Source organism: Bacillus sp. BS3(2021), from assembly GCF_021043345.1.
GTDB classification, from domain to species: Bacteria; Bacillota; Bacilli; order Bacillales; family Bacillaceae; genus Bacillus; species Bacillus paralicheniformis.
Genome location: NZ_JAJNDM010000010.1, coordinates 82,880 through 109,022 on the forward strand (window position 1 = coordinate 82,880; position 26,143 = coordinate 109,022).

Consider the following 26,143-nt stretch of genomic DNA (forward strand, 5'->3'; position numbering starts at 1 on the left):
TCTGAGCTATTTCGTCTCCTTGTAGCGTTTGTTCAGTTCTTTCATCAAATCTTCACCACCGCTTTTATACCAAAGCTGCACGGCATCTTGAAAGCCTTTTTCATCGATGTCGCCGATGATAAACTGTGTTTTGGCATCGAGAATGATGTTGTCAAGCTGTGCCCCTTTTTGGGTGTAAACATCTGAAACGAGCGATTCAGCCGGATTGAATACGGCGATTTTTTCCCCTTCTTTGAGAATCTGTTCACGGTGTTTGAACAGCTTTGATTCTTGTTTTTCCACATGGTATCTTTGTTCGGGAATGCCCATGCTGAACTGCGCAAGACCTTCGTGCTCATAAAGCAGTTTTTTATTATTTTTTTCAAGGGACGTGTACGTTCCGTTCTCAAGCTTATAGTTGCGCCCTTTTATACCGTTGTTGGCAATAATTTGTGCCTCTTCATCGTTCATTTTATCCAGGAAGCTGAGCACTTCTTTCAATTCTTTTTCCGTTTTGACGCTCGCTTTCGGAATGGCAATCATTCCGGCGTATCCCGATGTCGGGAATGTATACGTTCCTTTCGGGCCTTTGACCGTTCCGGTGACGTCGATCACATCCTTGTTAGCGGGATCTGCTTCTTCCATTGCGCTTTGAATTTGTGAGGCCCGCGAACCGGTATCGACGATGACACCCGCTTTTCCTTTGACGATTGGATCGTTCCACTTCGCTGAATCCATGACGGCGAAGTCTTTATTGATCAGTCCCTCATCATACAGCTTTTTGAAAAACCGCAGCGCTTCCATATACTCTTCTGTCGTGAAGTCCGGAATGAGTTCACCTTTTTCGTCTATTCCGTAGCGGTTTGGTGCACCGAACCACGTCTGCATAATATCCCACGGGCTCCCGTTTCCAAGCCCCATCCATTTCGGCACCACCATGCCGTACGTATCATCCTTCCCGTTTCCGTCGGGGTCTTTTTCTTTAAACGCTTTCAGCACGTCGTAAAATTCGTCGATTGTTTTCGGCATCTCCAGACCGACATTTTCGAGCCAGTCCGTTCTGATGATGATCGAAGCGCGGATCAGGTCCCTCGCCCTGTAAATACCGTAAATCTCGCCGTTGATGGAACTGTTCTTCATCACTTTTTTATCGGCCTTTCCGAGGTTCGGGTAGTCTTTTAAATAAGGTGAAAGCTCCCAAAACGCACCTGATTTGACAGACTTGATAAACCCCGGGGACTTGTCCGTGACGACGATGGCTTGCGGCAAATCTCCCGAGGCCATGACGATGTTGAATTTATCATTATAGGAAGAGTTCGGAACCCATGTCACTTTGATTTGTTTTTTCGTGTATGTTTCGAGCGCTTTTAAAGACGGGCTGTTTTCTCCCGGACTTTCCGGCGACAGGAGCGGAGCCATAATATGAATGGCATCCTTTTCTTTTCCTTTCCCGTCTTGATTGGCCGTCTCATTTGCGCTGCACCCCATCAAGAGCAAAAAAACAGCGGGTGCAGCGAGCCATTTGTTTCCCTTCAGCTTCAGTCTTGCCATTTTACAATTCCCCCTTTTGATCGTCTCAATTGTTCCACTCAAATTTAAAGCGCTTACATTTTTCCGGCAACCTTCATTTTTTGCCTTCACGTGCGAGCGGGATGATCTTTCATTGCCTGAATGATCTTTTCTTGCATGTCCTGATCAGGCGGCATATCTTTGAGCAGCTCCAGCACGGCTATCAAGTTTAGGCACCATTGTGAGACGCAGTTTGTTGTAACCCAGGGAATTTCCGTGATCGTTTTCCAGGCATGGATTTGTTTTGGAGTGATCGGCAGCGGTGTATGGCTTTGTTTTTCATCGAGCAACAGGCGCCACACTTGTTCGGCGAGCTTCCGGTCTTGGCGGAGCCGGGCAGCGTAAGCGGCCATGGCAGCGGAGAACATCGGCCAGTGAAATAAATCATCGTGAAGCTTCCCGCCGCTCCTTTTGCGCTTTTCTTCATCAGTCAGCAAATAAAATTCGCCGAATTCCCCTAGCATCTCCTTCCATTCGACATCCTCAAGCAGTTCTGCAAGCTCCATCCATGTTTGCGGGGCACCGAAGGCGATGACCATATGATAGCCGCCATGATTCCCGTCTCCCATATGAAGCAGATCTGAAGCTTCAGGATCGTATCCGAAAGTCGGTCCGGACAACAGACGAAGCGGCAGCGCTTTAAGCCGGCCGATCCCCCGTTTGATTTTATCAAGGTACGCTTCATCGCCTGTCCGCTCCCATTCCGTCAGCCAGTTGGAACAGAACGCCGCCCAGTCGGGGCCTACTCTTGCGTGGGCGGGAAACTCTTTTTCCGGATAATAAGCTCTCATCGGATCAAGCGTCTCAAGCGCTCGATCGGCATCTTTTACTTCAGATAACACGTCTCCCGTTCTCTCGTCCGCCGTCAAAAAGTAATAAGGCTTATGAAGGCCGGCCATGCTAATTCTCGCTTCCTTGCACCCGCAGCCCCAATGGAGGACATTGTGCCTTGAACCGAGGCCTTTATACTCCCCGAAATGATAGCAGTCGACTTCGCTAGTGTGACGGGTCATCGCTTCCGCCATTCTGAAGATGTCTTCCGTACCGGATCTGAAAAAAGACTGCCAAAGCCAGAGGTTCGGAACGAGTTCCGTATTTTGCCATGCATAGCCGCCAAGGTCGTACCGCCATACATGCCGGACGGCATCGTACGTATGCATCACATCACCGTAATGCCAATAGCCGTACCAGCTCCGCTGATCGACTTCGTTCATGTAAAACTTGAGAGCCTCGTCAAGCTGATCTTCAAGCACAGCCGAGAGCGGGTGCCGTTTATCTTTCAGGCTCCAAACGCCCAGCGCGCGGGTGTGATAATAATAGTCAGGCTTACAAATAAGCAGCGGGGGATTTTGCCATTCGTCCGCCGCTCTATTCAGCTCTTCATCGCTCGGCGGATTTGCAAAACAGGCGAGGCTGACTTCGTTCGTATTGGCAATGCCGACGGCCGTTGACCTCATTTCGGCAAACCCTTCATATGCGCTTTCAACATGAGTGTCTTTTGAATAATGACGGAAATCCATCGCTTCAGCTTCAGGAGGCCAAAACCATACCGCCAATTTCGTTTCCCCGCCGGCAAGACCTTTCGCTTCAAGCGATGACGGATATTTTTCAAAGAAGTTCCTGAGCCCGAGTGCGATGCCGCCGTTTTCCCCGCCTGCATACATCAGCCCTTTCGCTCTCTCCCCATGAATCGCGTCCACCCAGGCGCAGCCTTTGCCGGTTCGCTTTTTTAAGCGCCAGTGAACAGGGGAGTCCTGGATGAGCTTGAAATCGTTCCAGACGGCGTTTCTCTCGGCATCGCGCACGACTGCCGACTTTTCCGGTACAGGCTGTCCCGCAATCTGTCGTTCATAGAGTCCGTTTGTTTCATTGAATCTTCTCGTCACAAGCAGCTGAGAAGCCTCTCCGTAAATCCCTCCGTCGGCCGCATAGCGGATATGCCTGTTTCTCGGCGCTCCGCTCAAAACCGCGCTCATCTCGAAACCGAGTCCTTTGATCCATTCTGTTTCTGCTTCACAGTCGATGAAGATCGTGTGCACGATCCGGATGGACGGATCACCGGCATAGAAAGACAGCCTGACGGTAAAAGGGAGCCAAACATCGATGCCTCCGCCGCGGTGGACGCCTTCAATCTTGACGACTGTCTTAACCGGACCGTTTTGTTCGATTGCCGTACGTTTGATCATGCTCTCAAACCGTTCAATATGATACATGCATTGTGAATCTGAGCCGCTTCTTTTTTCTTTTAAAGCGATGAGCCGCCCTTCTTTCGCCATCATTTCCCCGGAAATGGAAATCGAACGGATGAGTTCCGTCCCCGATTTTCCAAGCCTGCAGACTATCGCGCCCGTATTCACCGTGATTTCATCTTTCTGCTCACTGACATTCATGACGGTTTTAGGGACGCCGGCCCCCCCTTTTTTCAATGTAAATCGGCTGCCGCTTTCTTTAGGGAAGACTGCGGCATGCCCCGTCCATTTAAGCGAGCCGTCAGGCCAATACGCGAGCGGCCATGTTTGCAAACACGGGGCGTTTTTCGAAGCAATGGCGACCGTCTCTCCTTTTTGCAGCACTCCTTTTGCCCAAGGAACTCCCCAGGTCACCCCGCCGAACGCGGCAGGCGCCCTATTCAGCCATTTTAGTTCAGTCTGTGCTTTCATAAGTGTTCCTCCTTTCTGTTTAACCGATTGGTCAGTGAATATTTTCCTGTTTAGCCTTTTGACCGTCAATATTCCTTTTTTGCTTATATTGGAGAGGTGTCTGCTCCTTTTTTTGCAGGCATCATCCCTTTTTTAGCAAAACGAAACAAAAAAGCCGCCGGCAAGCGCCTGCGGCGATTCATTTATTCTCTGAAAACAAAACCACGCGGTATTCGTGCGGGCCGAGTGTCACGCGTCCGGATACGGGCCTGTCGGACAATAAATCGGTTCCGTTTCCGTCAAGTGTCACTGCGCCTCCTTTGCCGTCCATATTGATCACGACCCAGACAAGACCGTCTGCTCCTTTCCGGGGCGCGACGACTGTTCCGGGAGTGGCATCGGTTTTCTGTGTAACACCCGCTTCTTCTGCGTAATGACTGATCAGCTTTTTCATCATGATGTCACCCGCTTCGCCTGCCGGCATCGACCCGAGCATGACGATTTTTCCTTTTCCGCATTTATGCTCTGTGATGAACGCTTTTCCTGACGCCGGGCCTTTTTCAATTATCCCGACAGCCTCGGTGCCGCCGGCTTTAAAAACAGCGCTCCACAGACTCAGCGGCGCCTTTACGCCAAACGCCGCTCCACTCGAGTTCCGCTCATCCATCGGAAATGTATAAAGCGTTTTGACTCCAGAACTTTTTTCCAATTCCCCTAATCCGCAATCAGTGTGAACCGTATGATTTTCTGTTCTTCCGCCCGTCAGCGGCCCCGCAATCCAAATGCCGCCACTTTGTGCAAAGGCTTCGGCTTTTTTGATAAACGCAGGCGGAAGATAGTGAATAAACGGCGTAAACAGCAGTTTATAGCCGTCAAGCGGGCTCCCTTCAAGAATGACATCTCTGTGAATGCCCATCTTTAACAATCGGTTATAAAACTCGGTGATCAGTGTTCTGTAGTGAAGACCCCGATGTGACTCCGTTTTCAAAAACACCTTTGCACGATCCGAATAGACGACGGCTGTTTCAGCCTGCAAAGGGTCCGTCGCCAGCATGATGTGCTCAACCTCCCGTCTCGCCTGCTCGACTTCGAGCACATGATCATATCCCACATCAGGCTCCCCCCATGCGCTGATCACTGATCCATGCGGCTGTTCAGATCCGGCTCTCTGCTGACGCCACAGCCAATAGCAGAACGCGGCTCCGCCAAGAGCATAAGAAGAGACCGCTTCAGCCTTCAAATAGCCGTTTTGATGAGGCACGGCATAGCTTTCAAGCGAAGCGCTGTAGGAAGGGCTCGTTTCCATTATCCAGAACGGCCGTCCTTTTTTAATGTTTCTCCATAAATCACAATTAAACAAAAAGGCGGCACTGTTTTCCTGGCTGGCGTACGTATCAAACGAGGCGAAATCAAGGCTCTTGAAAAGATCTTCATGATCAACGCCGAACATGACGCTGCTGTTATGGGTGATCGGGGCGTTGGAATATGTTCTGATCACCTCAGCCTGCTCACGCGCAAATTCAGAAATCTTGTCCATCGAAAACAGCTGATACATCGTCCTTAAAGAAGAATTGTGCAAAAACGGGGTCGGTCCGGGCTGCGGAACTTGCTCGAAGCGCTGATACGTTTCGCTCCATACGCCTGTACCCCAAGCCTCATTCAGACGGTCAATCGTCTGATAGCGGTCTTCCAGCCATTTGTGCCATAATGTGCGGCACGTTTCACACATGCATTCTGCGACATGGCATTTGAACTCATTGTCAAGCTGCCATCCGATCAATCCCGGCAGTTCTCCGAGCTCTTTGGCGATATGTTTGATGATCAGGCGGGCCCGCTCTCTGAAATACGGATGGTTTGTGCAGGCATGCTGCCTCGAACCGTGTCCCATCGTCTCTCCTTTTTCATTCACATGCATTCTTTCCGGGTGCCCGTGGGTCAGCCAGATCGGCGGTGTCGCAGTCGGTGTGCACATGACCGTTTCAATTTTGTTGTCGTGGAGCTTTCGGATGACGCCAGCAAAAAATCCGACATCGATCCTGCCTTCTTCCGGCTCCATCCTTGACCAAGCAAACTCCCCGATTCTGACGACATTGATCCCGGCTCGCTTCATCATCCTGATATCTTCATCCAGCACGTCCTCATCCCATAATTCGGGATAAAAGCAAGCGCCGTGATACAGTTTTCCGTTCATCTTCATACCGTCTCTTTAACAAACGGCAGACCGAGCTCTCGAATGCCGATAGAGACAAGCTTCGCCATTTCCCGGGCCCCTTTTTTCGTAAAATGTGTGTAGTCGTTGACATTTTCCGAGATCATAAAATATTTAAATACCTCGCTGTACCCTTTTTCCGCAAAATGCTGCAGGCTTTTGTCCATTAAATCGATCAAGCGGACGTTTTCTTCACTTGCCACCTGCTTCATCGCGATGCAGTAGTCCGGGAAATCGTTTAAAAAGACGCCGTCTTTGTAATGGAGCCTTGCGACAGGCGTGATGAGAAGCGGCGATGCCCCTTTTTGACGCACGCCGTCAACGTACATTTTCAAGTATTGTTTATACGTTGTATACGGCTCAGTATAGCGTTCTGGTTTGTCTTTCGACGCGTCATTGTGCCCCATCTGAACGAACAGCCAATCGTTCTGTTTGATCACATCTAAAATCGATGCAAGCCTTCCTTCTTCAACGAACGTTTTTGAACTTCGGCCCCCGATGGCCCGATTGATCACCTGTACATTTCCGGATACATAAGACTGAAGAAATTCGCCCCAGCCTCCTTGAGGCGAATCCACCTTATAATTCTGCACGGTCGAATCGCCGGCCAAATAGATGCTGATTGTCATCACGACCACTCCTTTTTATGAAAGAATTTTATCAATTGTGTCGAGCTCTTCAGCTGAGAATCGAGCGGACTTAAGAGCAGCGGCATTTTCTTCGATCTGTTCGGTTTTGCTTGCACCGATCAGCACCGAGGTGACGCGCGGATCTTTTAAAAGCCAGGCTATCGCCATTTGCGGCAGGGATTGGCCGCGTTCGGCCGCCACTTGATTCAGCTTGCGGACTTTGCCGAGCACGTCTTCTGTGATGCTCTCGGCCTGCAAAAACGGACTGTTCACATCTGCGGCTCTAGACCCGGCGGGAATCCCAGTCAAATATTTCGTTGATAAAAGCCCTTGAGCAAGAGGTGTAAACGCGATCGCCCCGGCTCCTTTTTTCTGCAGCACTTGCAGCAGGCCGTTTTCCGGTTCTCTGTGGAACATTGAATATTTGGGCTGATGGATGAGGAGCGGAACCCCGTATTCTTGCAAAATATCGGCCGCCTTTTCGGTCTGTTCGGCGCTGTAGTTCGACAGACCGACATATAAAGCTTTTCCTTGCCTGATGATATGGGCGAGCGCTCCCATCGTCTCTTCCAGCGGTGTATGGGGATCAGGGCGGTGCGAATAAAATATATCGACATAATCTATGCCCATTCGTTTTAAACTTTGATCAAGGCTTGCGACGAGGTACTTTTTTGACCCCCAATCGCCGTATGGTCCGGGCCACATAGTATAGCCGGCTTTCGTGCTGATGACCATTTCATCACGGTAGCGGGCAAAATCGGTTTTCAGCGCTTTTCCGAAAGTTTCTTCGGCAGAACCGGGGGGCGGACCATAATTATTCGCCAAGTCAAAGTGGGTGATTCCCAGATCGAATGCTTTTCTTAACAGTGCTTTGGCATTTTGAAACGAATTGGCTTCTCCGAAATGATGCCAAAGCCCTAAAGACAAAGCAGGCAGTTTTAAACCTGAATGCCCGCAGCGGTTGTATTTCATATTTTCATAGCGTGTATCACTCGCCTGATACTCCATATGAATCCCTCTTTTCATTTTGGAATGAAATCGCTTACCATTCATTTTATGGGAACAGGCTGTGAGATTACAATCATACTTTTTTGTATATTTAATAAACCTGAATGAACCGGCGATCTCTGTCACTCTTCATGTCTCTTACAGGGAGCGGTATAAATATTCGGCCGGGGCGGCTTGTCCATTCCGGTTCCCAAATAAAATCCGGGGTGAGGCGGCTGATTGTAAGCGACATTTTGCCAGGCTACCCCCAAGCGGTAGACGGGATCGTGCATGAACGTATAGAAACGATGTTCAGTCAGCTCGGTCGTTGTGTATATTCGCAGAGCATCGCTTCGCGCGGTGCGGAATACGACATCTTCGCGCCAATCGCCGAATAGATTGGCCTGAAGCACGGGCGTCCCTTTCGTCCAATTGTTAGACAGCGTTCCGTCAGCAGTGAGCAGATTGACCAGCCTGCCGCTGTGATAGTCCCATTTATCAATTTTCGGGATGCCGGCGGGTTCTTTCCAATCGTGGTCAAGCAGCTCGCGGAGAAGATCGCCGTCCCACCAAATCGCAAAATTGGCCGAAGCCGGAGCGGCGTCGCTGAGCTTTTCTCCCTTACTCGTATAGAGGCCGTATGATTTCCCTTCATTACCCGGGGGATCGATCGCCCAGACAAGCGAGCCTTTATAGCGGGGATCGATATGCGCGGCCATTCCCCGCCCAACATCTGTATCGGCCGGCACTCCCCAGAGGATCTCCCCTGTACCCGCATCGCGAAATGAGAGACCGTACGGAAGGCGCGGGTCTTCATGCACTTGGAAGACTTCCAGCCCGGGTCGATCCGGGTCAAGATCGCTCACATGCATGGCGTCACCGTGCCCAAGCCCTGTCGTATAAAGCCCTGTTCCATCATGATCCACGGCCATCGCACCGTAGACGATCTCATCTTTCCCGTCATCGTCGACATCCGCGACGCTCAGACTATGGTTTCCCTGCCCTGCATAACCTTCGTTTCCGGGCTTGTCGCTGTCAAATGTCCATAGCTTGGTCAGCTTGCCGTCCCGGAAGTTGTAAGCGGCAAGCACCGTTCTTGTGTAATAGCCGCGCGCCATAACAAGACTCGGCCTTTCACCGTCCAAATAGGCGATGCCTGCCAAAAATCGATCCATGCGGTTGCCGTATCCGTCTCCCCAATCCTCAAGCCTGCCCCGCGGCGGATCGTAATCCATGGTTGCCAATTCCCTTCCCGTTTCCCCGTGAAAAATCGACAAATATTCAGGCCCGTCCAAAATTCGTCCATTTTCATTTCTGTAATCGGCAGCAGGATCGCCAATCACCCGACCAGTTCCGTCAACCGTTCCGTCAGCTGTCTTCATGGCGATTTCCGCTTTCCCGTCGCCGTCAAGATCATAGACCATCAATTGCGTATAATGGGCGCCCGCGCGGATGTTTTTCCCGAGATGAATCCTCCACATGAATGTCCCATCAAGCTTATATGCATCGATGATGACTTCTCCGGTATAGCCGTTGTGTGCATTATCTTTCGAATTGGACGGGTCCCATTTGAGCACAATTTCGTATTCTCCGTCGCCGTCGAGATCTCCGATGCTCGCGTCATTGGCGCTGTACGTATACTGTACGCCGTCAGGAGTTGTCCCGCCGTCAGGCTTGTTTAACGGAACATCCAAGTACGGCTTCTGCCAGACAGCTGTTTTGTGCGACTGCTCGACTTCCTGATCTCCGAGAACCTTTGTCACATAATAGACAGATTCTCCGTTTCCGTGTTTATCAAGAAAGTTGGTCGATGATGAAACGGGTGTTGAGTTGATTCTGTGACCGTTGCGATATAGGTTGAAAGCCGTTTCTTCCGGATCTGTTCCTAAGAGCCGCCAGCTGAGAAAAACCCCTTTTTTTGTTTTTACGGCCACAAGTCCGCGGTTCAAGCGTTCCATTTGCCTCGGTTTTGCCATCGATTTCACCGGCCGAACGCGTTCAGCTGCTGCATGTACGTCTTTTTCTCCCATCGTCCTCTCTCCCCTTTACGGTTTGGAATGGCAAACGGGAGAACCGGAGACCGGCTCTCCCGACACCTTATTTCTTGAGCGAATGTTTCAGCGGATACATGTTCATATCGGCGATTTCTTCTGTCACGAGCCTTGCCAATTGGTTGGCGCCGAACTCGTGAACATGCACCCTGTCCTGGATTCCGTCTGGATAATTCGGGCTTTCTCCCGGCTCTAAAAACATAAATACGTTTTTAGTCGCTTCAACGCCGATCTCGTTGTAATAATCAATGCTCTTTTTATTTAAATCGAGCACCGGAACGTTCATTTCCCGTCCGAGCTGTCTCATTGCGTTCGGATATTCTCCGATGCTGTTGTAAAAAACGCCCTTTTCATCATAGGTTCGTTTACTTTGAGAAGTGACGAGCACAGGCCGTCCTCCTTTTTCGCGGGCTTTGTTAATGTAGGTTCTCAAGTATTCCTGAAATGTCGTATACGGATCTGTATGACGGGCCGGATCTTGCCCGGCGTCATTGATGCCGAACTGAATCAACAAATAATCGCCCCGTTTCATCCGGTTTAAAATCGTATCCAGCGACCGTTCATCCACAAAACTTTTCGCGCTTCTCGCGCGTTTCGCCTGGTTGTCGATGACAATTTCATCCGAGAAATAGCCGCCTAAAAATTGCCCCCAGCCTGCCATCGGCGCATAACCTGGTTCATAATCGGAAACCGTGGAATCTCCCGCCAGAAAAACCGTCGTCTTGTCATCCGTTACATGATAAGCCGTCTTCGTCAAGACCAGCGCATTGAGGCGCGGCGCTGTTCTCGCTGCTATGGCTTGAATGGAAAGGCGGCCACCGGAAATATGAATCGGAAACGTTTTTTCGTTGTATCCGCCCGCTTCCGCTCCAAATGAATAGAGCTGAATCATGCCATTTGCCCGTACGTCCATGTTCGTTTTTGCCCGGGCATCTCCGGTTATCAGCCGGACATGATATTGACCGTCAGGCAAATCGACCGTAAACGCCGTTCCATCCGGTATGCAAAAGTCTGAACGAAGCGGATCGGCGATACCGCGGTCCGTACAAGTCACCTTTGTTGTGTCGTCAAATCCGTAGCCTTTTAAAGGGGTATAAGCCGATTGCGCGTCTATCGGAATAAAGCCCGAAGCAAGAGGCCCGTCACCGAAATCAAACTGATACACCTTCGAAATTTCGACGGCATACACTTTTGGCTGAGGTCCTTTCCACTCCAAATCGAGACGCCCGTCTTCCACCGTAACGGTGAACGCTTTTTCGGCTGAACTTCCCTTTGCTCCGGCCGGGATCGTCCCCATTTCCTCTCCTTCGGCATAAAGCTTCAATTCACCGCGGGATGAGGCAAATACGGTTACGCGGTATTCGCCAGGAGAAAGAACCGCCAGAAAAGCCGTCCGGTTCACGACACAATAGTCTTTCTTGAGCGCTTCTTTTTTTTGCGTCTTTTTGCACACAGCGTTCCCTGCCCGTGAAAACCCGTAGCCTTTACCATTTTGATACGCGGAGGCCTCGTTCACTTTCACATAATCCTTCTCAGCGGGACCTTTTCCAAAATCGAACAGAAAAAGATCCTGACTGTGATGTGCGGCAGCGGCTTTCGGCTGCGCAGGTCCCTCAATCCCCGTGCTGAAGAAGAAAAGGAGAAGGATGGCCCATACGCAACGAACATATCGCTTCATTATGCAGCTCCCCTTTTCCATCAGCGTGTATAAATGTTCGGCTTCTCAGGTGTCTGCATGCCTTCGCCTAAATAAAAGCCGGTGTGCGGCGGCTGGTTGTAGCCGACATTCTGCCAGGCGATTCCGAGGCGATAGACGGCATCATGCATCAGCGTATACAAGCGGTGTTCCGTCATATCTGTCGTCGTGTAGATGCGCAGTTCGCTGCTGTCATCTGCTCGCCAGATCACTTCTTCGCGCCAGTCTCCGAGAATGTCAGCCTGCAGGGACGGCGTCGCTTTTGTTCCGTTATTTGCCGAAGCTCCAGATGCTGTCAGCAAGTTAACGGTTCGCGAATTTCGATAATCCCATTTATCAATTCTGTTGCTGTCCAGAAGCTCTCTTTGGAGATCGCCGTCCCACCAGATGCCGAAGTTCGTTGATGAAGGCAATGTGCTCCCGATTTTTACGCCTTTTGCCGTATAAAGACCGCCGTTCGCCCATACTTCCGCTCCTTCGTAGCGCGGATCGATATCAGCAGCCATCCCGCGTCCGACATCCTTGCCTGCGTGCACTCCCCAGATGATCTTTCCCGTTTTCGCGTCCCGGAAAGACAATCCATAGGGAGAATTGCTGTTTTCATGCACTTGAAAGACTTCGAGTCCCGGTCTTGAGGGGTCCAGGTTTCCTGTATGCATGGCATCCCCATGTCCCCATCCGGTTGAATAAAGGCCTTTACCGTCATGATCGACAGCCATCGCTCCGTATATGATTTCGTCCTTTCCATCTCCGTCAACATCAGCGACGCTCAAACTGTGGTTACCTTGACCGGCATAGGCGCCATTTCCGGGAGCGTCCGAATCGAACGTCCACAGTTTGGTCAGCTTTCCGCCTCTAAAGTTGTAAGCGACAAGCACTGTTCTCGTGTAATAACCGCGTGCCATGACAAAACTCGGCCGCTCCCCGTCAAGGTATGCGACACCGGCCAGAAAGCGGTCAACCCTGTTGCCGTAGCTGTCTCCCCAATCGGCTACATTTCCCCGGGCAGGTTCGTAGTTGACCGTTGTAAGCTCAGCGCCTGTATCGCCTTTAAAAACCGTCAAATACTCAGGCCCTGACAAAATTCGGCCTTGGGCATTGCGATAATCGGCGTTTGCATTTCCGATCACCTTTCCCTTGCCGTCTTTCGTCCCGTCGGCTGTCTTCATGGCGATTTCCGCTTTTCCGTCGCCGTCAAAGTCATAGACGAGAAACTGTGTATAATGGGCGCCGGCGCGAATGTTTTTGCCAAGGTTGATTCTCCACATCATGGTCCCGTCAAGCTTGTATGCGTCAATCAGCACGTCTCCCGTGTATCCGTCCTGTGAATTATCCTTTGAATTGGAAGGATCCCACTTGAGAATGATTTCATATTCGCCGTCTCCATCAAGATCGCCGACGCTCGCATCATTGGCGCTGTATGTGAATGACACCCCATCAGGCGTTTTTCCCCCGGCCGGTTTTTGCAGCGGAACAGATTTGTATGGTTTATTCCAAACTCCGGCGGTTTCAGAAGGAGACTGCTCCACGCCGTTCAAAACGGCGCGCACCTGGTAAACGGCATTCGAATCCCCGCCTGCATCCTGATAATTTGTACTCGATGTAATCGGGGAACCGTTCAGCTTCTTTCCGTTTCGATACACATTAAATGAAACAGAAGCGGACTCGGTTCCGAGCAGCCGCCAGCTCACAAAGACACCGTTCCCCGTTTTAACAGCGACAAGCCCCCGGTTCAGCGACTCCATTTGCCTTGCCTGCGCAGCCGTCCGCCCGTCTGCTTCCGCTTGTTCCGAGAAGCCGGTCACAAGCGTGATGAATAATAGAGATGACATGGCCAACAGTTTCTTCCACCTTTTCTTTCCTTTTTTCATCATCTTCTCCCTTCGCCTTTTTGTAAGCGCTTACTTAAAAGGGATTCTATTACGGCTTCCATTTTTATTCAATTGCACTTTTTTGCCGAAGGGAAAAGATGTGTTCAAGTCCGATTTAAAGCGGTTCTCCTTTTTCAATTGATACTTTTTTGCTCACTTTTCTCATTTTTGCACGGTTCAGCTAGCCTTCCAGGCGCAAAAAACAGCGATGTGCGATGAACATTAATACAAGAGCAAACAAACTGACACCATAAAATGGAATCAGTCCCGGAACCGTCAACAGCACATAAACGACAAAGCCTCCAGCAGCAGCCATTCCGGCCGTCGTCAAAGGACGAACGAGACCGATCAGTGCAGCCTGTGAAAAATAGCGGGCAAACGGCAACTGAACGTGAACGTAAAGCGGAAAAATATACACGAAAACTACGACATACATGAGTCCGGCCATCAGTGTGGCATAGCTGATGATGATTGAAAATAAATCCTCACGGACGCGGAAAAATTGATAGTTTACTAATAAAATTGTGCCGGCGGCGAGGAGGATGAGGCCAAGTCCGTTTGTTTTGAAAAACTCTTTTTTATACGTTTGATAAAACGTTTTGAATACCGGTGCGTCCGTCCGGCCGAGCAGCCACTTGCGCACGACCGTGAACATCGCGGCCGTGCTCGGAGCCCAGCCGAAAACAACGCCTCCTCCTAGCGTGAATAGAACCCAGAGCGCGTTCAGCCAGGCGATTTTCATGATCGCTTCACAAGCGCCGTACATCATCGCCATCATGCCTTTTTCCCGCATGTCCGATCCTCCTTTCAGTCGCAAAGCAGCCTGCGCACTTCAAAGTTGGCGTAGGCTGCTTTCAGCGGAGCCATTTGCCTGAAACCGATTTTTCCTCCTCCGTAAACCGGGCCGAAACGCCTGCCGTCATCCTCCCATTCCAAAATGGGCAGCCCGTTGATTGAAAAATGAACGGATACCCCGTCTTTTATGAGCTTCATTCGGTAGGGAGGCAAAGCGTCATTAGCGGGCGGAAGCGGGTCGGCTCCCTCACAGACGAGGTGAAAACCGCGGCTTTTCCTGAGGTTGCATGTTCGGAATGCTCTTTCATCAGCATGCTTATGTCTGAAATACGACAGGTGCAATGTGTTGATGTCCCCTGAATGATATTGCGGATATTTCCCTGTTCTCTCCGCCAGCCGCCCGTCAAATAAATCTTCCCCATTGATCCCGGTGGCTGCAAAAAATATCATGCATAAGCCGGGCTCCCGCACAGGATAGAAATCCCACTTCACAACTATTCCATCAGGGAATGTCTCTGGACACCAGTAAACAAAATGGGCATCGTCTCCATATTGCTCAGCATCGAGTTCATTCTCCATATGCAGGCGGCCGTTCGGAAAACGAACGATTCCTTTTCCTTCCATCACCCAGCCGCGGAGATCTTCAGGAGACGATAAAGGGTTTTGATAAATCAGGCTTCCTTCTCTTGCATTACACTTCGGCACGGAAGTCGCTCCTTTCACAATGAAGATAAGCCGCTAGAGGCAGGCCGAGCTCTCTGATTCCTTCTGTTACCAGCCAGGCGACTTGACGGGCCCCCGCCTCGGAAAAATGAGTATTGTCTTCAATTCCATTTGGATAATGAGGATGTTCATGCGGCTGAAAGTGGACGAACAGCTGTTTTGAGTCTTCCGTTCCGAGAGATTCATAGAGCGCTTTTGTTTTGGACCATAAATCGATGAGCGGAACTTCGAAGCGGTCAGCGAGCGCCTTCATCGCTTTCGGAAAATCTCCGAGTGTGTCGGCAGGCTTTCCGTTTTGATCAAAGCGTCTGCGCTCTGCGGAAGTGATCAAAACCGGAGTCGCCTGTTTTTCGCGAACCGCTTCAACATAGCGGACAAGATGCTCCTGATAGGTTGTATACGGGTCTGTTCCGTACGGTTTTTGATCGTTGTGGCCGAACTGGATCAACACATAATCACCAGGCCCAAGCCGCTCCGTAATGTCATCGAGCCGGCCTTCATCAATGAAACTGTTCGAACTGGCCCCGCCTTTTGCCATATTCACGACCGCAGCCTCATCTGAGAAAAACAGCGGAAGCATCTGTCCCCAGCCGGCCATCGGCGCTTCATGCGGAGGACAGTCTGCGACGGTCGAATCCCCGGCCAAATATACTGACACTTTTGGCTTTTCGTCTGTTCGTTTCATAACACTCTCCCTTTCACGAAGATTCCTGATGAATCTGCCTGTAGCGGCTCGGCGGAATGCCGACCTGCTTCTTGAAAATCCGGTTGAAATAGCTGTGTCTGTAGCCGACTTCTTCAGAAACGTCATGGATTTTTTTATTCGTTTCAAGAAGAAGCTCTTTCGCTTTTTCGATTCTGAGACGAGTAACATAGTCGATAAAATTGATGCCGGTTACTTGTTTGAAAGCTTTGCTCAGCGTATACGAATTCGTCCCGGCTTGATCAGCGCAGCTTTCAAGCGAGATATCGTTCATATAATGCTGATGAATCATCTCAAGCACCTGTTCGACAAGCCGTTTTTGCTGTCTGTTTTTCCTGCCTTCCATTTCTTTAAGATACGGGCTTACGACACGCTCCATCATCCAGCCGACGGCCCTTTCCGGCTCCCTCAGCTCTGAAAGCTCCTGCAGCAGATTTTTTCGGCTGAACAATTCATAAGGGTGAAGGCCGGAATGAAAGATCTCTTCCTGGATCTTTGCCAACAGCTGCATCATGCCCGGCTGGATGCGGATTTCCGTCTTTCCTTTTTCGGACAGCTCCCGGATGAACAGCCTGATCCGCCTTTCGACTTCATCCCTTTCTTCAAGCCGCAACGCCCTGACGACCTCTTTTTCAAGGGTGAACGGATAGTATGATTCAACGGGAGGCATGTCTTCCTTCCGGCTTAAATCGATCACCTGGCTGGCGTTTTCGAACTGTCTGTAATGCCTGCCTTCTTTCACCTCTTCATACATGCCGGGAATGTCTTTTAACATGTGAGCGGTTTTTGATACCGTCACTGTGACGTGGAGTCTTGATATGCCGCAGATCACATCCGTCAGCTCACGGACAAATTGGGCGGTTTCTTCCTTGAAGGCTGTTTTCCTGCCGCTCATCAGCAGCACAGCAAGCGATAACGAACGGACATCGGTCATATAAATATGTTTGAAAGTCCTACCAGCCAGTTCGCGCGTAATGTTGCCCAGCAAAAAACCCGTCAGACTTTCATCCTTTTTTGTAAAAGCTCCGTTCCCTTCGTAAAGTCCCGTCAGCTGGATATCGATGATGGTAAACACATTGTCTTTCGCTTCCCAGCCCCACCTTTTCAGACGATCTCTCAAATTCCTCTCTGATTCATCTGCAAAGTATCCGCCGAGAAGGCGCTGAAAAAAAACGTTTGCAGCCTGGGGCATTTCCTTTTTCAGTCTGCTGCTTTCCTCAGTCAGGTCTTCCCAGCGCTTCTCGAGCCAATGAAATTCATCCGGAAAATGAGCGGCCTTACCCTCTCCTGAGCAGAGCTTGATCAGCCTTGCGATCGGTGAATAAATTTTGTGTGACGCATACCATGACAGAATGAAAGCAAGAACGATCCCGGCGATGCTGACCGACGCGACGAGCTTCGATAAAAACAACACCGGAGCCGTAATCGCCGACATCGGTGAAGCCGAGACATAGGTCCATTCCTGGTTTAATCTGTCCATTCGTCCGTATGAAACGGAATACGCCCCTCCGCCCCAATCCATCACAAAGGAGCCCTGTTGATTTTTTTGTTTCTCAAGCATCCCTTTTAAAACGCTTTCAAAATTGGCTTTGCCGCGTTTGCTCCCGGAAAAAACAGGCTTTTGATTATGATGAAAAAGAAGCGCTGTTCCCTTTGAATACGGTGAAAGGCTTTCCAGCAAATGCCCCATTTCTTTTTCGTCAATCGTTAAAATCAGCGCGCCGAACGGCTCTGAGATGCCTCCCGGAATTTTGTGGACAAGCGCCATTCCGTAAGGAGCGGCGCTCATGTCTTTCCAATAAACATTTTGACCGCCTTCAAGCAACGAATGATAGGCCTTTAAGATGTTCCGGTCGGTCATTCCGCTGTATTCCGGATTTAAAAGAATCGGCTCTTTCCCTTGAATAAACAGTTCAACCTTGTGAATGAGCGGATTTTGATCCTGAAGCACAAACAGCGATTTTGAGAGCCTGTACGTCGTTTGAAAATCCGTTTGCAGATCGGCATCGGCCAGACCGTTCATCAGGCGCGGATCATATGCAAGCTGGGAGAGCATGATCTCAAGCCCTTCCAGCTTGTCATCGATTTGGCTGATTTGGCGTTTCACCTGGTTCTCGTGCATTTGTTGGAGCTCTTTTTCAATTTTTGCAGCGGAAAACAAATAGATTCCTGCACCCGTCAATAAGCCAGGAATACACGCAATCAGCAGAATCAGCACAAAGCTTTTTTTAAAAAAACTTCCTTTTCGCCGTGAAACATATCTTTGATGCAGCTTTTTCATCCCTCTCCCCCCACTGCAATGAAAAGAATGTTTCTTTTTCAATTTCTATTGGAACGCGCGCGACTTGGAGCGGACGACGTCTGCCAAAAACGTCAGGGCAAGCCCCTGTCCCCAGCCTTGAATCCGTTTATACGGAACGTCTTTGTATCCCTGTGCATCCCGCATCACTGCTGTGCCCGCTGAAACGCGTTCCACCCTTCCGTCAGGCGCGACCGCATCTGTTATGGCTGTGAGCGCCTTCTGAACGGATTTGTGGTATAGCGAGCCTCTGGACAGCAGGCCGGAAGCAATCCCCGCAGATCCCGACACTTCAAGATATGAATCAGGATCCGTCAGTACGGTGTGCCATAAACCAGAAGGATGCTGAAGCCTGACAAGCGCGCTCAACAAGTCTCGAAGTGAACCGTCAATGATCATGTATGAAGGATGCGTAACATCGATCAAAGGGAGCGCTTTAGCCATTGTCAAAGCGGCCCATCCGTTTCCCCTTCCCCAAAATATGCCTGACAGATTGTTTTTGGCCACATGGTCCCATCCATGATAATAGAGATTGGTCTCCATGTCCTGCAAAAATTCCTCATGGCCGTGATACTGGCGCAGCCCGTCTTCAAAATATGCCTCGCTGCCGACAGTTTTGCCGATTCGGAGAAGGAACAAGCCCGCCATCATCATCGTATCGACCCATGCCTGTTCAGGGAATACATGTTTCTCTGAGTTGACGGTGTGCTGCAAAATCCCATCTGCGAACCGGGGCGCTTCGCGGAGCACATAGTCCGCCATTTGCCGGGCGGTGTCAAGATAACGGTCATCTCCTGTCGCCTGGTAGAGCGACAGAAGGGTATGGCCGATGGATACCCCGTTGATCGACAGCTTAGGCAAGCCGTCTTCAAGCTTTTCATCCGTCCAGTTTTTCAAAAGTTCGAGGTATTCGTCATTTTCGGTTGCTTCATACGCCTCAGCGACGCCGTAAAACGCGACGCCGCCCGGCCAATCCCATTCGAAATCCATCTGAAATGTCCGCTTGACGATTCTGTCGATCACTTCATTCAGTTTTTCTTCATCAAAAACAAGCTTTGTCATGCATTTTTCTCCCCTTTGTTATTTTAATCCGCTCATGCTGATTCCTTGGACGATCGATTTTTGAAAAACGAAAAATACGAGAATCACCGGGACGAGTGAGACGACTGACATCGCAAACATCGCCCCCCAGTTAGACGCCGTTTCCGTATCTAAAAACAGCTTTAGTGCCAGAGAAACCGGGTAAAGCTCCGGCTTGTTCAAGTAAAGAAGCGGATTGATCAGCTCCTCCCACTTCCAGTAAAACGAGAAGATGGCGGACGTCGCGAGCGCCGGTGCGATCAATGGCAAAATGATTCTGAAAAAGATGCCGAGACGGCTGCAGCCGTCAATTTTTGCCGCTTCATCGAGTTCTACCGGGATCGTCCTGATGAACTGAATCATCAAAAAGATAAAAAACGCGTGCCCGAAAAATTGTGGAACAACGATCGGCTTGAAGGAATTCAGCCAATCCAGTTTTGCAAAAATGATGTATTGCGGAATCATCAGCACCTCGTGCGGCAGCATCATCGTCACCATCATGCAGCTAAACCAAAATGCCTTCCCTTTAAATGGAATCCGTGCGAATCCGTAAGCGATGAACGCTGAGGACAAAACCGCACCGACCGTCGAGAGGCCGACGATGATAAGCGAATTTTTAATAAATGTAATGAACGGCTGTCCGGCGATCCCTTTCCAGCCCTCCGTGTAATTGGACAGGATCAAAGGATCCGGGATGAGCGAATGGGATGTGGCGAATATGCTCGCACTTTCTTTAAACGAGCTTGCGATCAGCCAGATAACGGGATACAAAAGGATGATCGCAAGACCGGCAGTCGCGATATGGAACACGAGCTGCCCGGCTCTTTTCTTTCCCGTTCCTGCGGGAAGCGGGGCAGGCGCCGCCCGCCCCGAAATGTCTTTTACCGGCTCCACCAGCTACCCCTCCTTCGATTCGTAATGCACCCATAAGGATGAAGTTTTGAACAATATGAATGTGACAAGGCCGATCAGGATGAGCATCACCCATGCCATCGCCGATGCGTAGCCCATTTGGAAAAAGTTGAAGGCCCGCTGGAACAAATAGAGAGAATATAGAAGCGTCCCGTCAAGCGGACCGCCTTCCCCTTTTGAAATAATGTAGGCCGGCGTAAAGGTCATGAAGGCTGAAATGGTCTGCATCACCAGGTTAAAAAAGATGATCGGACTGAGAAGCGGGAGCGTAATGAGAAAAAAACGCTGAAATCTGTTTGCACCGTCGACGCTTGCCGCTTCCTGATACATCGGCGGGATATTTTTCAATCCGGCAAGAAAGATCAGCATGGAAGAGCCGAACTGCCACACCGACAAAAGAATCAAGGTCCACAATGCGCTGGTCGGATCCTGATACCAAAGAATCTTCTGGTCAAATCCGAGGAAGAACAAAAGCGCATTGATAACACCGTCATTGCCAAATACATTTCGCCACATAATCGCGACCGCCACGCTGCCGCCGATAATGGACGGGAGATAAAAGAGCGTCCGGTAAATGCCGACACCTTTTTCGGCTCTGTTCAAAATCACCGCAATGAAAAGCGCAAACGCGAGGCGCAGCGGAACACCCGCGAGCACGTAATAAAACGTCACTTTCAGCGAGCCCCAGTACTTTTCATCATCTGTCAGCATCGCCTTATAGTTGTCAAGGCCGACCCATTTGGGCGGGGTGAACAGATCGTAGCTTGTAAAAGACAGAAACAGCGAGGCTCCCATCGGAATGACGGTAAAACATAAAAATCCGATAATAAACGGGGAAATAAAGGCGTAACCCGCCAAATTGTCAATTTTATTTTTTCGCTTCACGTTCACTTCCTCCTGCATTTGATGAGCGGCCCTCCACTTGTCCCGCTTATCATTGTTGATTTCTTTTCAGTATCGCGTCCGCTTCTTTTCTGAACTTCGCGGCTCCTTCTTCAGGCGTGATCTTTTTAAACAAAATCTGGTCTGATGTGTCTTTTAGCAGTTTGATAACTTCGGCGCTGCCGATCGGTTCAGGCGGTTCCGCTTCCCCCGCGGACTCCGAAGCCCGTTCGACATATTCGAAAATCTTTTTCTCCTCTTCACTCAGTTCTTTCTTCACCGTTTCCGCAATTTTGGAGGAAACCGGCACGCCTCTTTCTCCTTTGATCAGGGCATTGGCTTTTTCATTGTTAATAAAGAAGTCGATGAATGCAGCCGCTTCTTTTTTTTGCTCGGAGCTTTTCGGGATTGAAAACAGCATGCTCGGCCTTAAAAACAGCGCCTTTTCTTTCGCTTGTTCAGGAGGCAGTTTTAATGACAGAGGTGCATCGGTCAGCTGTGCGAACGCCGAAAACTGATTTGAATAATTCCATGTTGCAGCCGTTCGGCCTTTAACGATAAAATCGTCCTCCATTCCCTTCACTTGCGCGCTTTCATCAGGTGTCGGCGATGCTTTTTCATCAACGAGCTTCACCTGACGCTTGAAGTAATCGACAAACAGCTTGTCGTCTGAATAAGCAAGGCCTGTGCCGTCCTCTTTATAAAAGCGCTCGCCCTTCGTCCTCAAGTAATAAGGGAAAAAGACATCAGGCGGATGCATGCCGTTTGAACCGTATTGCCCCGTCTTCTCCTCGACCTCTAGCGCCAGGTTTTCAAAATCGGTCCACGTCCAGCTGCCGTCGTCAATTTCAACGCCCGCTTCTTTTAGCATGTCATCATTTGTAATCACCGACAGCACATTCACACCGAGCGGGAAGCCGTATAACTGATCACCGATTTTGCCGCCTTTGATCGTCTTTTCATCAATCGATTCGGTATTGATGGTCCCGTCCTTGACGTACGGAGCCAGGTCTTCAAGCTGGCCTTTCTTGCCGTATTGGGATAAATACGCCATATCCATCTGAATCACATCTGGCAGCTGACCCGCCGCAGACATCGGGGCAAGCTTTTTCCAATAATCGTCCCAATTCGCAAACTCCGCTTCGATTTTGACATGCGGGTGTTCCTTTTCATACAGCTCGATAATCTTTGATGTATAATCATGCCGAGGCTGTCCGCCCCACCACGCGACCCTCAAGGTAACCTTCTTTTTGCCGTCCGCACCGGCCGCCTCTTCAGTGTTTGAACTGCATCCGAACAGGCCGAGCGTCAGCAAAACGCAAAATGAGAAAAACACAAATCTTCTCATCAACATTTCCCCTCCTTATTTTGTAAGTGCTTACATTTCATTTTAAATTCAACTTTTTGTCCCAGAAACTCAAAAAACAGAGAAGAATGTTAAAAAAACAGAGATTCCGTCAATACGCAAAAAACCGCCGAATATACCGGCGGCATTAAAACGTGTTTTCTTCTTTTTTTCGAAATTCTGACGGGGTGAATCCTGTGTATTTTTTAAAAACAAGGCTGAAGTATTTCGGATTGTGGCCAAACCCCAGCTCCTCTGCCAGTGCGCCGATGGCCGTGTTTTTAGACTTCTTCATCTTCGCGATCGCTTTTTCGATGCGCACCTTTGCAACATAGCTTGAAAACCTTTCACCGGTTTCCTGTTTAAACAGCTTGCCGAGATAATCCGGATTCATGTACAGCATGTTGCGGGCTGCCCATTTCAGAGAAAGCTTCGGATTTGAGGCCTCCTTTTCGATGAGATCGAGCATCCTCCCGATTAAAACCGATCTCTCTCCTTCATGTTGGACGATCTGTGCGTATGCCTTTTCGTACATAGCAGAGGCTTCGCTGATACTGCCGCTTTCGCTGAGTGATGCTTCAGGTTCAAATTGAAGCAGATGGCGTGAAAGCTCTTGGACGCTTTTCATTTTTTCCTCAAGTACGGCAGGAGCGACTTTTCCGTCAACTGCACAAACAAGCACTTGTTGAACGCAGGCCGAAGCGATGACAGAACCGTTCAGCACCTCATCCGCAATGGACTCAACACCTTGGGCATAGTCTTTGTCATCCCCGTCCCGGACGGAAAACAGGATCAGTCTGATGACCTTTTGCTCTGAAAAAAAGCGCAGGCACGTTTCATCCTCGATGCGGCTGCCCGTGACCAGCTCTTTTAACATTTGCTTCATAAGATGCGGCTTCATCATCTCCAGATCATTTTTTACTTTTTGCGCCGATTCCTCTTTTTTCAGCTCGCCGATCACGCTTTGAAGCGAATCTATAATGTGGCTTTCATTGCAGGGTTTGAGCAAATAATGTCTGACTCCGTATGACATCGCTTTTTTTGCATATTCAAACTGGCCGAAGCCCGTCAGCAAAATAAACCGGATTGACGGGTAGTCGCGGGACACTTTCTCGATCAGTTCGAGTCCTCCCATCCCGGGCATTTTAATATCGCTGATCACAATGTCCGGCCGCTCTTCCATAATCAGACGGTAAGCGTCAATCCCGTTTTGTGCGGCTCCGATCAAAGACGTTTCGAACGAACTCCACTCGATCATGCTGGAGATGCCGTCGAGAATAATCCGTTCATCGTCCGCCAACAGCACTTTATACATCATCACACCCCGCTTTGAAATGGTATTTTAATTAACATTTCGGTTCCCTTGTTCTTTTCGCTTGAAATCGTCAAGCCGTACCCTTTGCCAAACATCAGCTGAATGCGCTCATCGATATTTTGCAGTCCGATTCCTCTGCCTCTTGTCCGTACAAGCTCTTTTCTCGCTTTTTCCAAAAAGTCTTCATCCATGCCCGGTCCGTTGTCGGTAACCGTTAAATATACAAACCCGCCTTTTTTATATGCTTTAATGTGAATATGGCAAGGTTCAATGAAGGGCTCGAGACAGTATGTAATCGCATTTTCAGCCAAAGGCTGGAGGACAAGCTTTGGCACGCGGCATTTTTTCACCGCCGGCTCAATGTCGAGTTCAAAAACGAGCCGCTCCTCAAAGCGAAAACGCTGAATGGTAAAATAGTGGAGCACAATTTCAGCTTCTTCATCGATCGTCACCACGTCGTTTTTCATATTGATGGCATTCCTGAGCAAAAACCCGAGGGATTCCGTCATCTTTGAAATTTGCGGCTGACGGTTCGTTTTTGCCAGCCAGTTGATCGACTCGAGCGTGTTGTATAAAAAGTGGGGGTTGATTTGCGCTTGGAGCGCTCTGAATTCCGTCTCTTTCAGCATCAGCTGCTTCTCGTAGTTCTCGGCAATCAGTTCATTGATCCGTTCAACCATTGTAAAAAAGTTGCGGTTTAAGACGCTGACTTCATCCTGCCGGTCTGAAGGAGCACGAGTGAGCGGCGCCAGTTTAAAATCGCCGGTTTGGACATTTTTCATGGCTGCCACCAGCTTCTCAATCGGACTCGTAATGCCCCTGGCCATTTTCCTTCCAAAGAGAACCGCAATCAGAAAGAAGAGAATAAAAAGGGAAATCAGGATCGTCTTCATCGCAGAGATTTTCGAAAACATCGCGTCAAAAGGGATCAGGCTCCAATACGTCCAATTCTTATACGCTGATTTGACATATGAAACGAAAAAGCGCTGGCCGTTTTCCTCCACAATGTCATATCCGTTTTCTGCGTGAGAAGATAAACGTAGTCCATCGGTTTGGCTGAAAGGCATTTCAGAAAAAAACAGCTCCTGCCCGTCCGACATCGCAATCTTGCCTGCGCCTTCCCCCCAGTCTTTCGGAAGATCGCCGATCACCCGTTTTAAATCGGCGACAATCACCACTGTTCCCAGATGGTCAAGGTTTAAACGCTCATAGGAGCGAATTTCCCGGACGGATAACAGCTCGCCGGTTTCACCCGGCATAGGCTCCCACGTGTTGCCGCCTTTTTGGCGCGACGCTTTTTCGATCAGCGCATTTTTTTGCTCCCGCAATGCTTCGGTTAAATTCGCACCTGCGGAATACTCGGTTCCGGAAGCATCAAACAAATGAATCGATTTAATGTACCGCTTAGAGCCGGTATATTCGGCAAGCTTATCCCAGATTTTGCTTTTCATTCGGTAGGTCACGTATTTGTTTTGGCCGCGGCCGGCTTTCAGAAGGTTTGCTTGGATGGCGGCGTCAGTGGTCAGTTGATATGACACATCCTCAATCTTTTTCAATTCATCTTCAATGCTTTTTGATGATAACATCAGCACCTGTGACGACTTCCTGTAAATCTGCTGGTCATAGACACGGAACGCGTATTGAACGCCACTCAAGATCAAGATGAGCGAAACGGCCATGATCAATGAAATCAAGATAAACAATTGATCTTTAATTTTTAAATGCTGATACCGGTTCACCGAACGAACACCTTCATTTCAAGCGTGTGACGGCAGCCTGTTTATCTGTCCGGCGCCCGTCTATTGCGCGGAACGCCTGAAACGAGAGCTTCGTCAAAATGAAGCTTAAAGCGCTGCCGCTGAAGAATAGAAGAAATGTGACATGAAATAAAGCGAGCAGAATCATGCCAAACGCGCTGATCAGCATGAAAAACGAGGTGAGCGGACGGGAAAAGCCGATGATAAAGCTGTATTTCAGCACTGCAATCCGTTTTAAATCGTAGTGGACATCAATTGGAAAAGCGTAAAAGAGGATGATGGCGTAAATGATAAACAAACTGATGAACAGACTTAAGACAACCGGCTGATCGTGAAAATAGACGGCCGCAATTTGAAAATCAACAATCAGCAATAAACCGACCAGACCCAATATCAAACCGAGAACGCTTGCTTTGGCCCATTTCTTTTTAAACGCCTGATAAAACGTCTGAAACACCGGGATATCCATCTTTCCCAGCGCCCACTGTCTTGTCACAGCGAACATCGCGGCAGTCGCCGGCGCTAAACCGAAGATGACCGCTCCCGCCAGCGTGAAGCCGATCCACAGCAGATTCAAATAGGCGAGCCGCATCACCCACTCGCAAAAGCGGTAAAATCCATTTGCCAACGTGTGAATCATGGTCTCCCTCCTTCGCAACTTGGTAAACGCTTTCAAAAAATATATTTCTCTTCTTTCGAAAA

19 protein-coding genes are annotated in these 26,143 nt (G+C 49.6%); all 19 read right to left on the bottom strand.

The genetic code is table 11. From position 1 onward, the window contains the following. Positions 1–6: 6 nt before the first annotated feature. Positions 7–1,530, bottom strand: coding sequence for an extracellular solute-binding protein (locus LQ247_RS19215; RefSeq protein WP_020451070.1), 1,524 nt, complete (start codon positions 1,528–1,530; stop codon positions 7–9). 86 nt (positions 1,531–1,616) lie between these two features. Then, the gene (locus LQ247_RS19220) at positions 1,617–4,208 is read right to left on the bottom strand and encodes an exo-rhamnogalacturonan lyase family protein (RefSeq protein ID WP_231006441.1); all 2,592 of its coding nucleotides are present in this window, start codon (positions 4,206–4,208) and stop codon (positions 1,617–1,619) included. A gap of 178 nt (positions 4,209–4,386) precedes the next feature. After that, positions 4,387–6,384 (bottom strand): beta-galactosidase, encoded by a 1,998-nt coding sequence (locus LQ247_RS19225; RefSeq protein ID WP_231006443.1) that lies wholly within the window; start codon positions 6,382–6,384, stop codon positions 4,387–4,389. Then, positions 6,381–7,025 (bottom strand): rhamnogalacturonan acetylesterase, encoded by a 645-nt coding sequence (locus LQ247_RS19230; protein WP_101560762.1) that lies wholly within the window; start codon positions 7,023–7,025, stop codon positions 6,381–6,383. Before LQ247_RS19230 ends, LQ247_RS19225 begins: the two co-directional genes overlap by 4 nt. 15 nt (positions 7,026–7,040) lie before the next feature. After that, the gene (gene mgrA, locus LQ247_RS19235; RefSeq protein ID WP_101561224.1) at positions 7,041–8,033 is read right to left on the bottom strand and encodes an L-glyceraldehyde 3-phosphate reductase; all 993 of its coding nucleotides are present in this window, start codon (positions 8,031–8,033) and stop codon (positions 7,041–7,043) included. Between the two features lie 122 nt (positions 8,034–8,155). Beyond that, positions 8,156–9,988: a rhamnogalacturonan lyase gene (locus LQ247_RS19240; protein WP_231006476.1), complete on the bottom strand. Its 1,833-nt coding sequence runs from the start codon at positions 9,986–9,988 to the stop codon at positions 8,156–8,158. Between the two features lie 121 nt (positions 9,989–10,109). Then, positions 10,110–11,741 carry a rhamnogalacturonan acetylesterase gene (locus tag LQ247_RS19245; RefSeq protein WP_231006444.1) on the bottom strand — a complete coding sequence of 544 codons (1,632 nt, stop codon included), beginning with the start codon at positions 11,739–11,741 and terminating at the stop codon, positions 10,110–10,112. A gap of 20 nt (positions 11,742–11,761) precedes the next feature. Beyond that, entirely contained in the window at positions 11,762–13,630 is a 1,869-nt protein-coding gene (locus tag LQ247_RS19250) for a rhamnogalacturonan lyase (protein WP_144498136.1), read from the bottom strand. A gap of 181 nt (positions 13,631–13,811) precedes the next feature. After that, on the bottom strand, positions 13,812–14,423 hold the full coding sequence (locus tag LQ247_RS19255; protein WP_095290130.1) for a YesL family protein: 612 nt from the start codon (positions 14,421–14,423) through the stop codon (positions 13,812–13,814). A gap of 14 nt (positions 14,424–14,437) precedes the next feature. Next, positions 14,438–15,130: a YesU family protein gene (locus LQ247_RS19260; RefSeq protein ID WP_023856748.1), complete on the bottom strand. Its 693-nt coding sequence runs from the start codon at positions 15,128–15,130 to the stop codon at positions 14,438–14,440. Further along, positions 15,117–15,833: a rhamnogalacturonan acetylesterase gene (locus LQ247_RS19265; RefSeq protein ID WP_106070997.1), complete on the bottom strand. Its 717-nt coding sequence runs from the start codon at positions 15,831–15,833 to the stop codon at positions 15,117–15,119. The genes LQ247_RS19260 and LQ247_RS19265 overlap by 14 nt, the downstream gene beginning before the upstream one ends. A gap of 13 nt (positions 15,834–15,846) precedes the next feature. Then, positions 15,847–18,132: a helix-turn-helix domain-containing protein gene (locus LQ247_RS19270; protein ID WP_231006445.1), complete on the bottom strand. Its 2,286-nt coding sequence runs from the start codon at positions 18,130–18,132 to the stop codon at positions 15,847–15,849. 45 nt (positions 18,133–18,177) lie between these two features. Then, positions 18,178–19,212 (bottom strand): glycoside hydrolase family 88/105 protein, encoded by a 1,035-nt coding sequence (locus tag LQ247_RS19275; RefSeq protein WP_023856745.1) that lies wholly within the window; start codon positions 19,210–19,212, stop codon positions 18,178–18,180. 18 nt (positions 19,213–19,230) lie between these two features. Then, positions 19,231–20,040, bottom strand: coding sequence for a carbohydrate ABC transporter permease (locus tag LQ247_RS19280; protein WP_243941130.1), 810 nt, complete (start codon positions 20,038–20,040; stop codon positions 19,231–19,233). 87 nt (positions 20,041–20,127) lie between these two features. Next, the gene (locus LQ247_RS19285; RefSeq protein ID WP_106070994.1) at positions 20,128–21,045 is read right to left on the bottom strand and encodes a carbohydrate ABC transporter permease; all 918 of its coding nucleotides are present in this window, start codon (positions 21,043–21,045) and stop codon (positions 20,128–20,130) included. Positions 21,046–21,076: 31 nt separating this feature from the next. Further along, the gene (locus tag LQ247_RS19290; RefSeq protein WP_425332690.1) at positions 21,077–22,372 is read right to left on the bottom strand and encodes an ABC transporter substrate-binding protein; all 1,296 of its coding nucleotides are present in this window, start codon (positions 22,370–22,372) and stop codon (positions 21,077–21,079) included. 145 nt (positions 22,373–22,517) lie between these two features. Continuing rightward, positions 22,518–23,684 carry a response regulator transcription factor gene (locus LQ247_RS19295; RefSeq protein ID WP_231006477.1) on the bottom strand — a complete coding sequence of 389 codons (1,167 nt, stop codon included), beginning with the start codon at positions 23,682–23,684 and terminating at the stop codon, positions 22,518–22,520. Between the two features lie 2 nt (positions 23,685–23,686). Beyond that, positions 23,687–25,423: a sensor histidine kinase gene (locus LQ247_RS19300; RefSeq protein WP_231006447.1), complete on the bottom strand. Its 1,737-nt coding sequence runs from the start codon at positions 25,421–25,423 to the stop codon at positions 23,687–23,689. A gap of 13 nt (positions 25,424–25,436) precedes the next feature. Beyond that, positions 25,437–26,081 carry a YesL family protein gene (locus tag LQ247_RS19305; protein ID WP_003180888.1) on the bottom strand — a complete coding sequence of 215 codons (645 nt, stop codon included), beginning with the start codon at positions 26,079–26,081 and terminating at the stop codon, positions 25,437–25,439. Positions 26,082–26,143 lie beyond the last annotated feature (62 nt).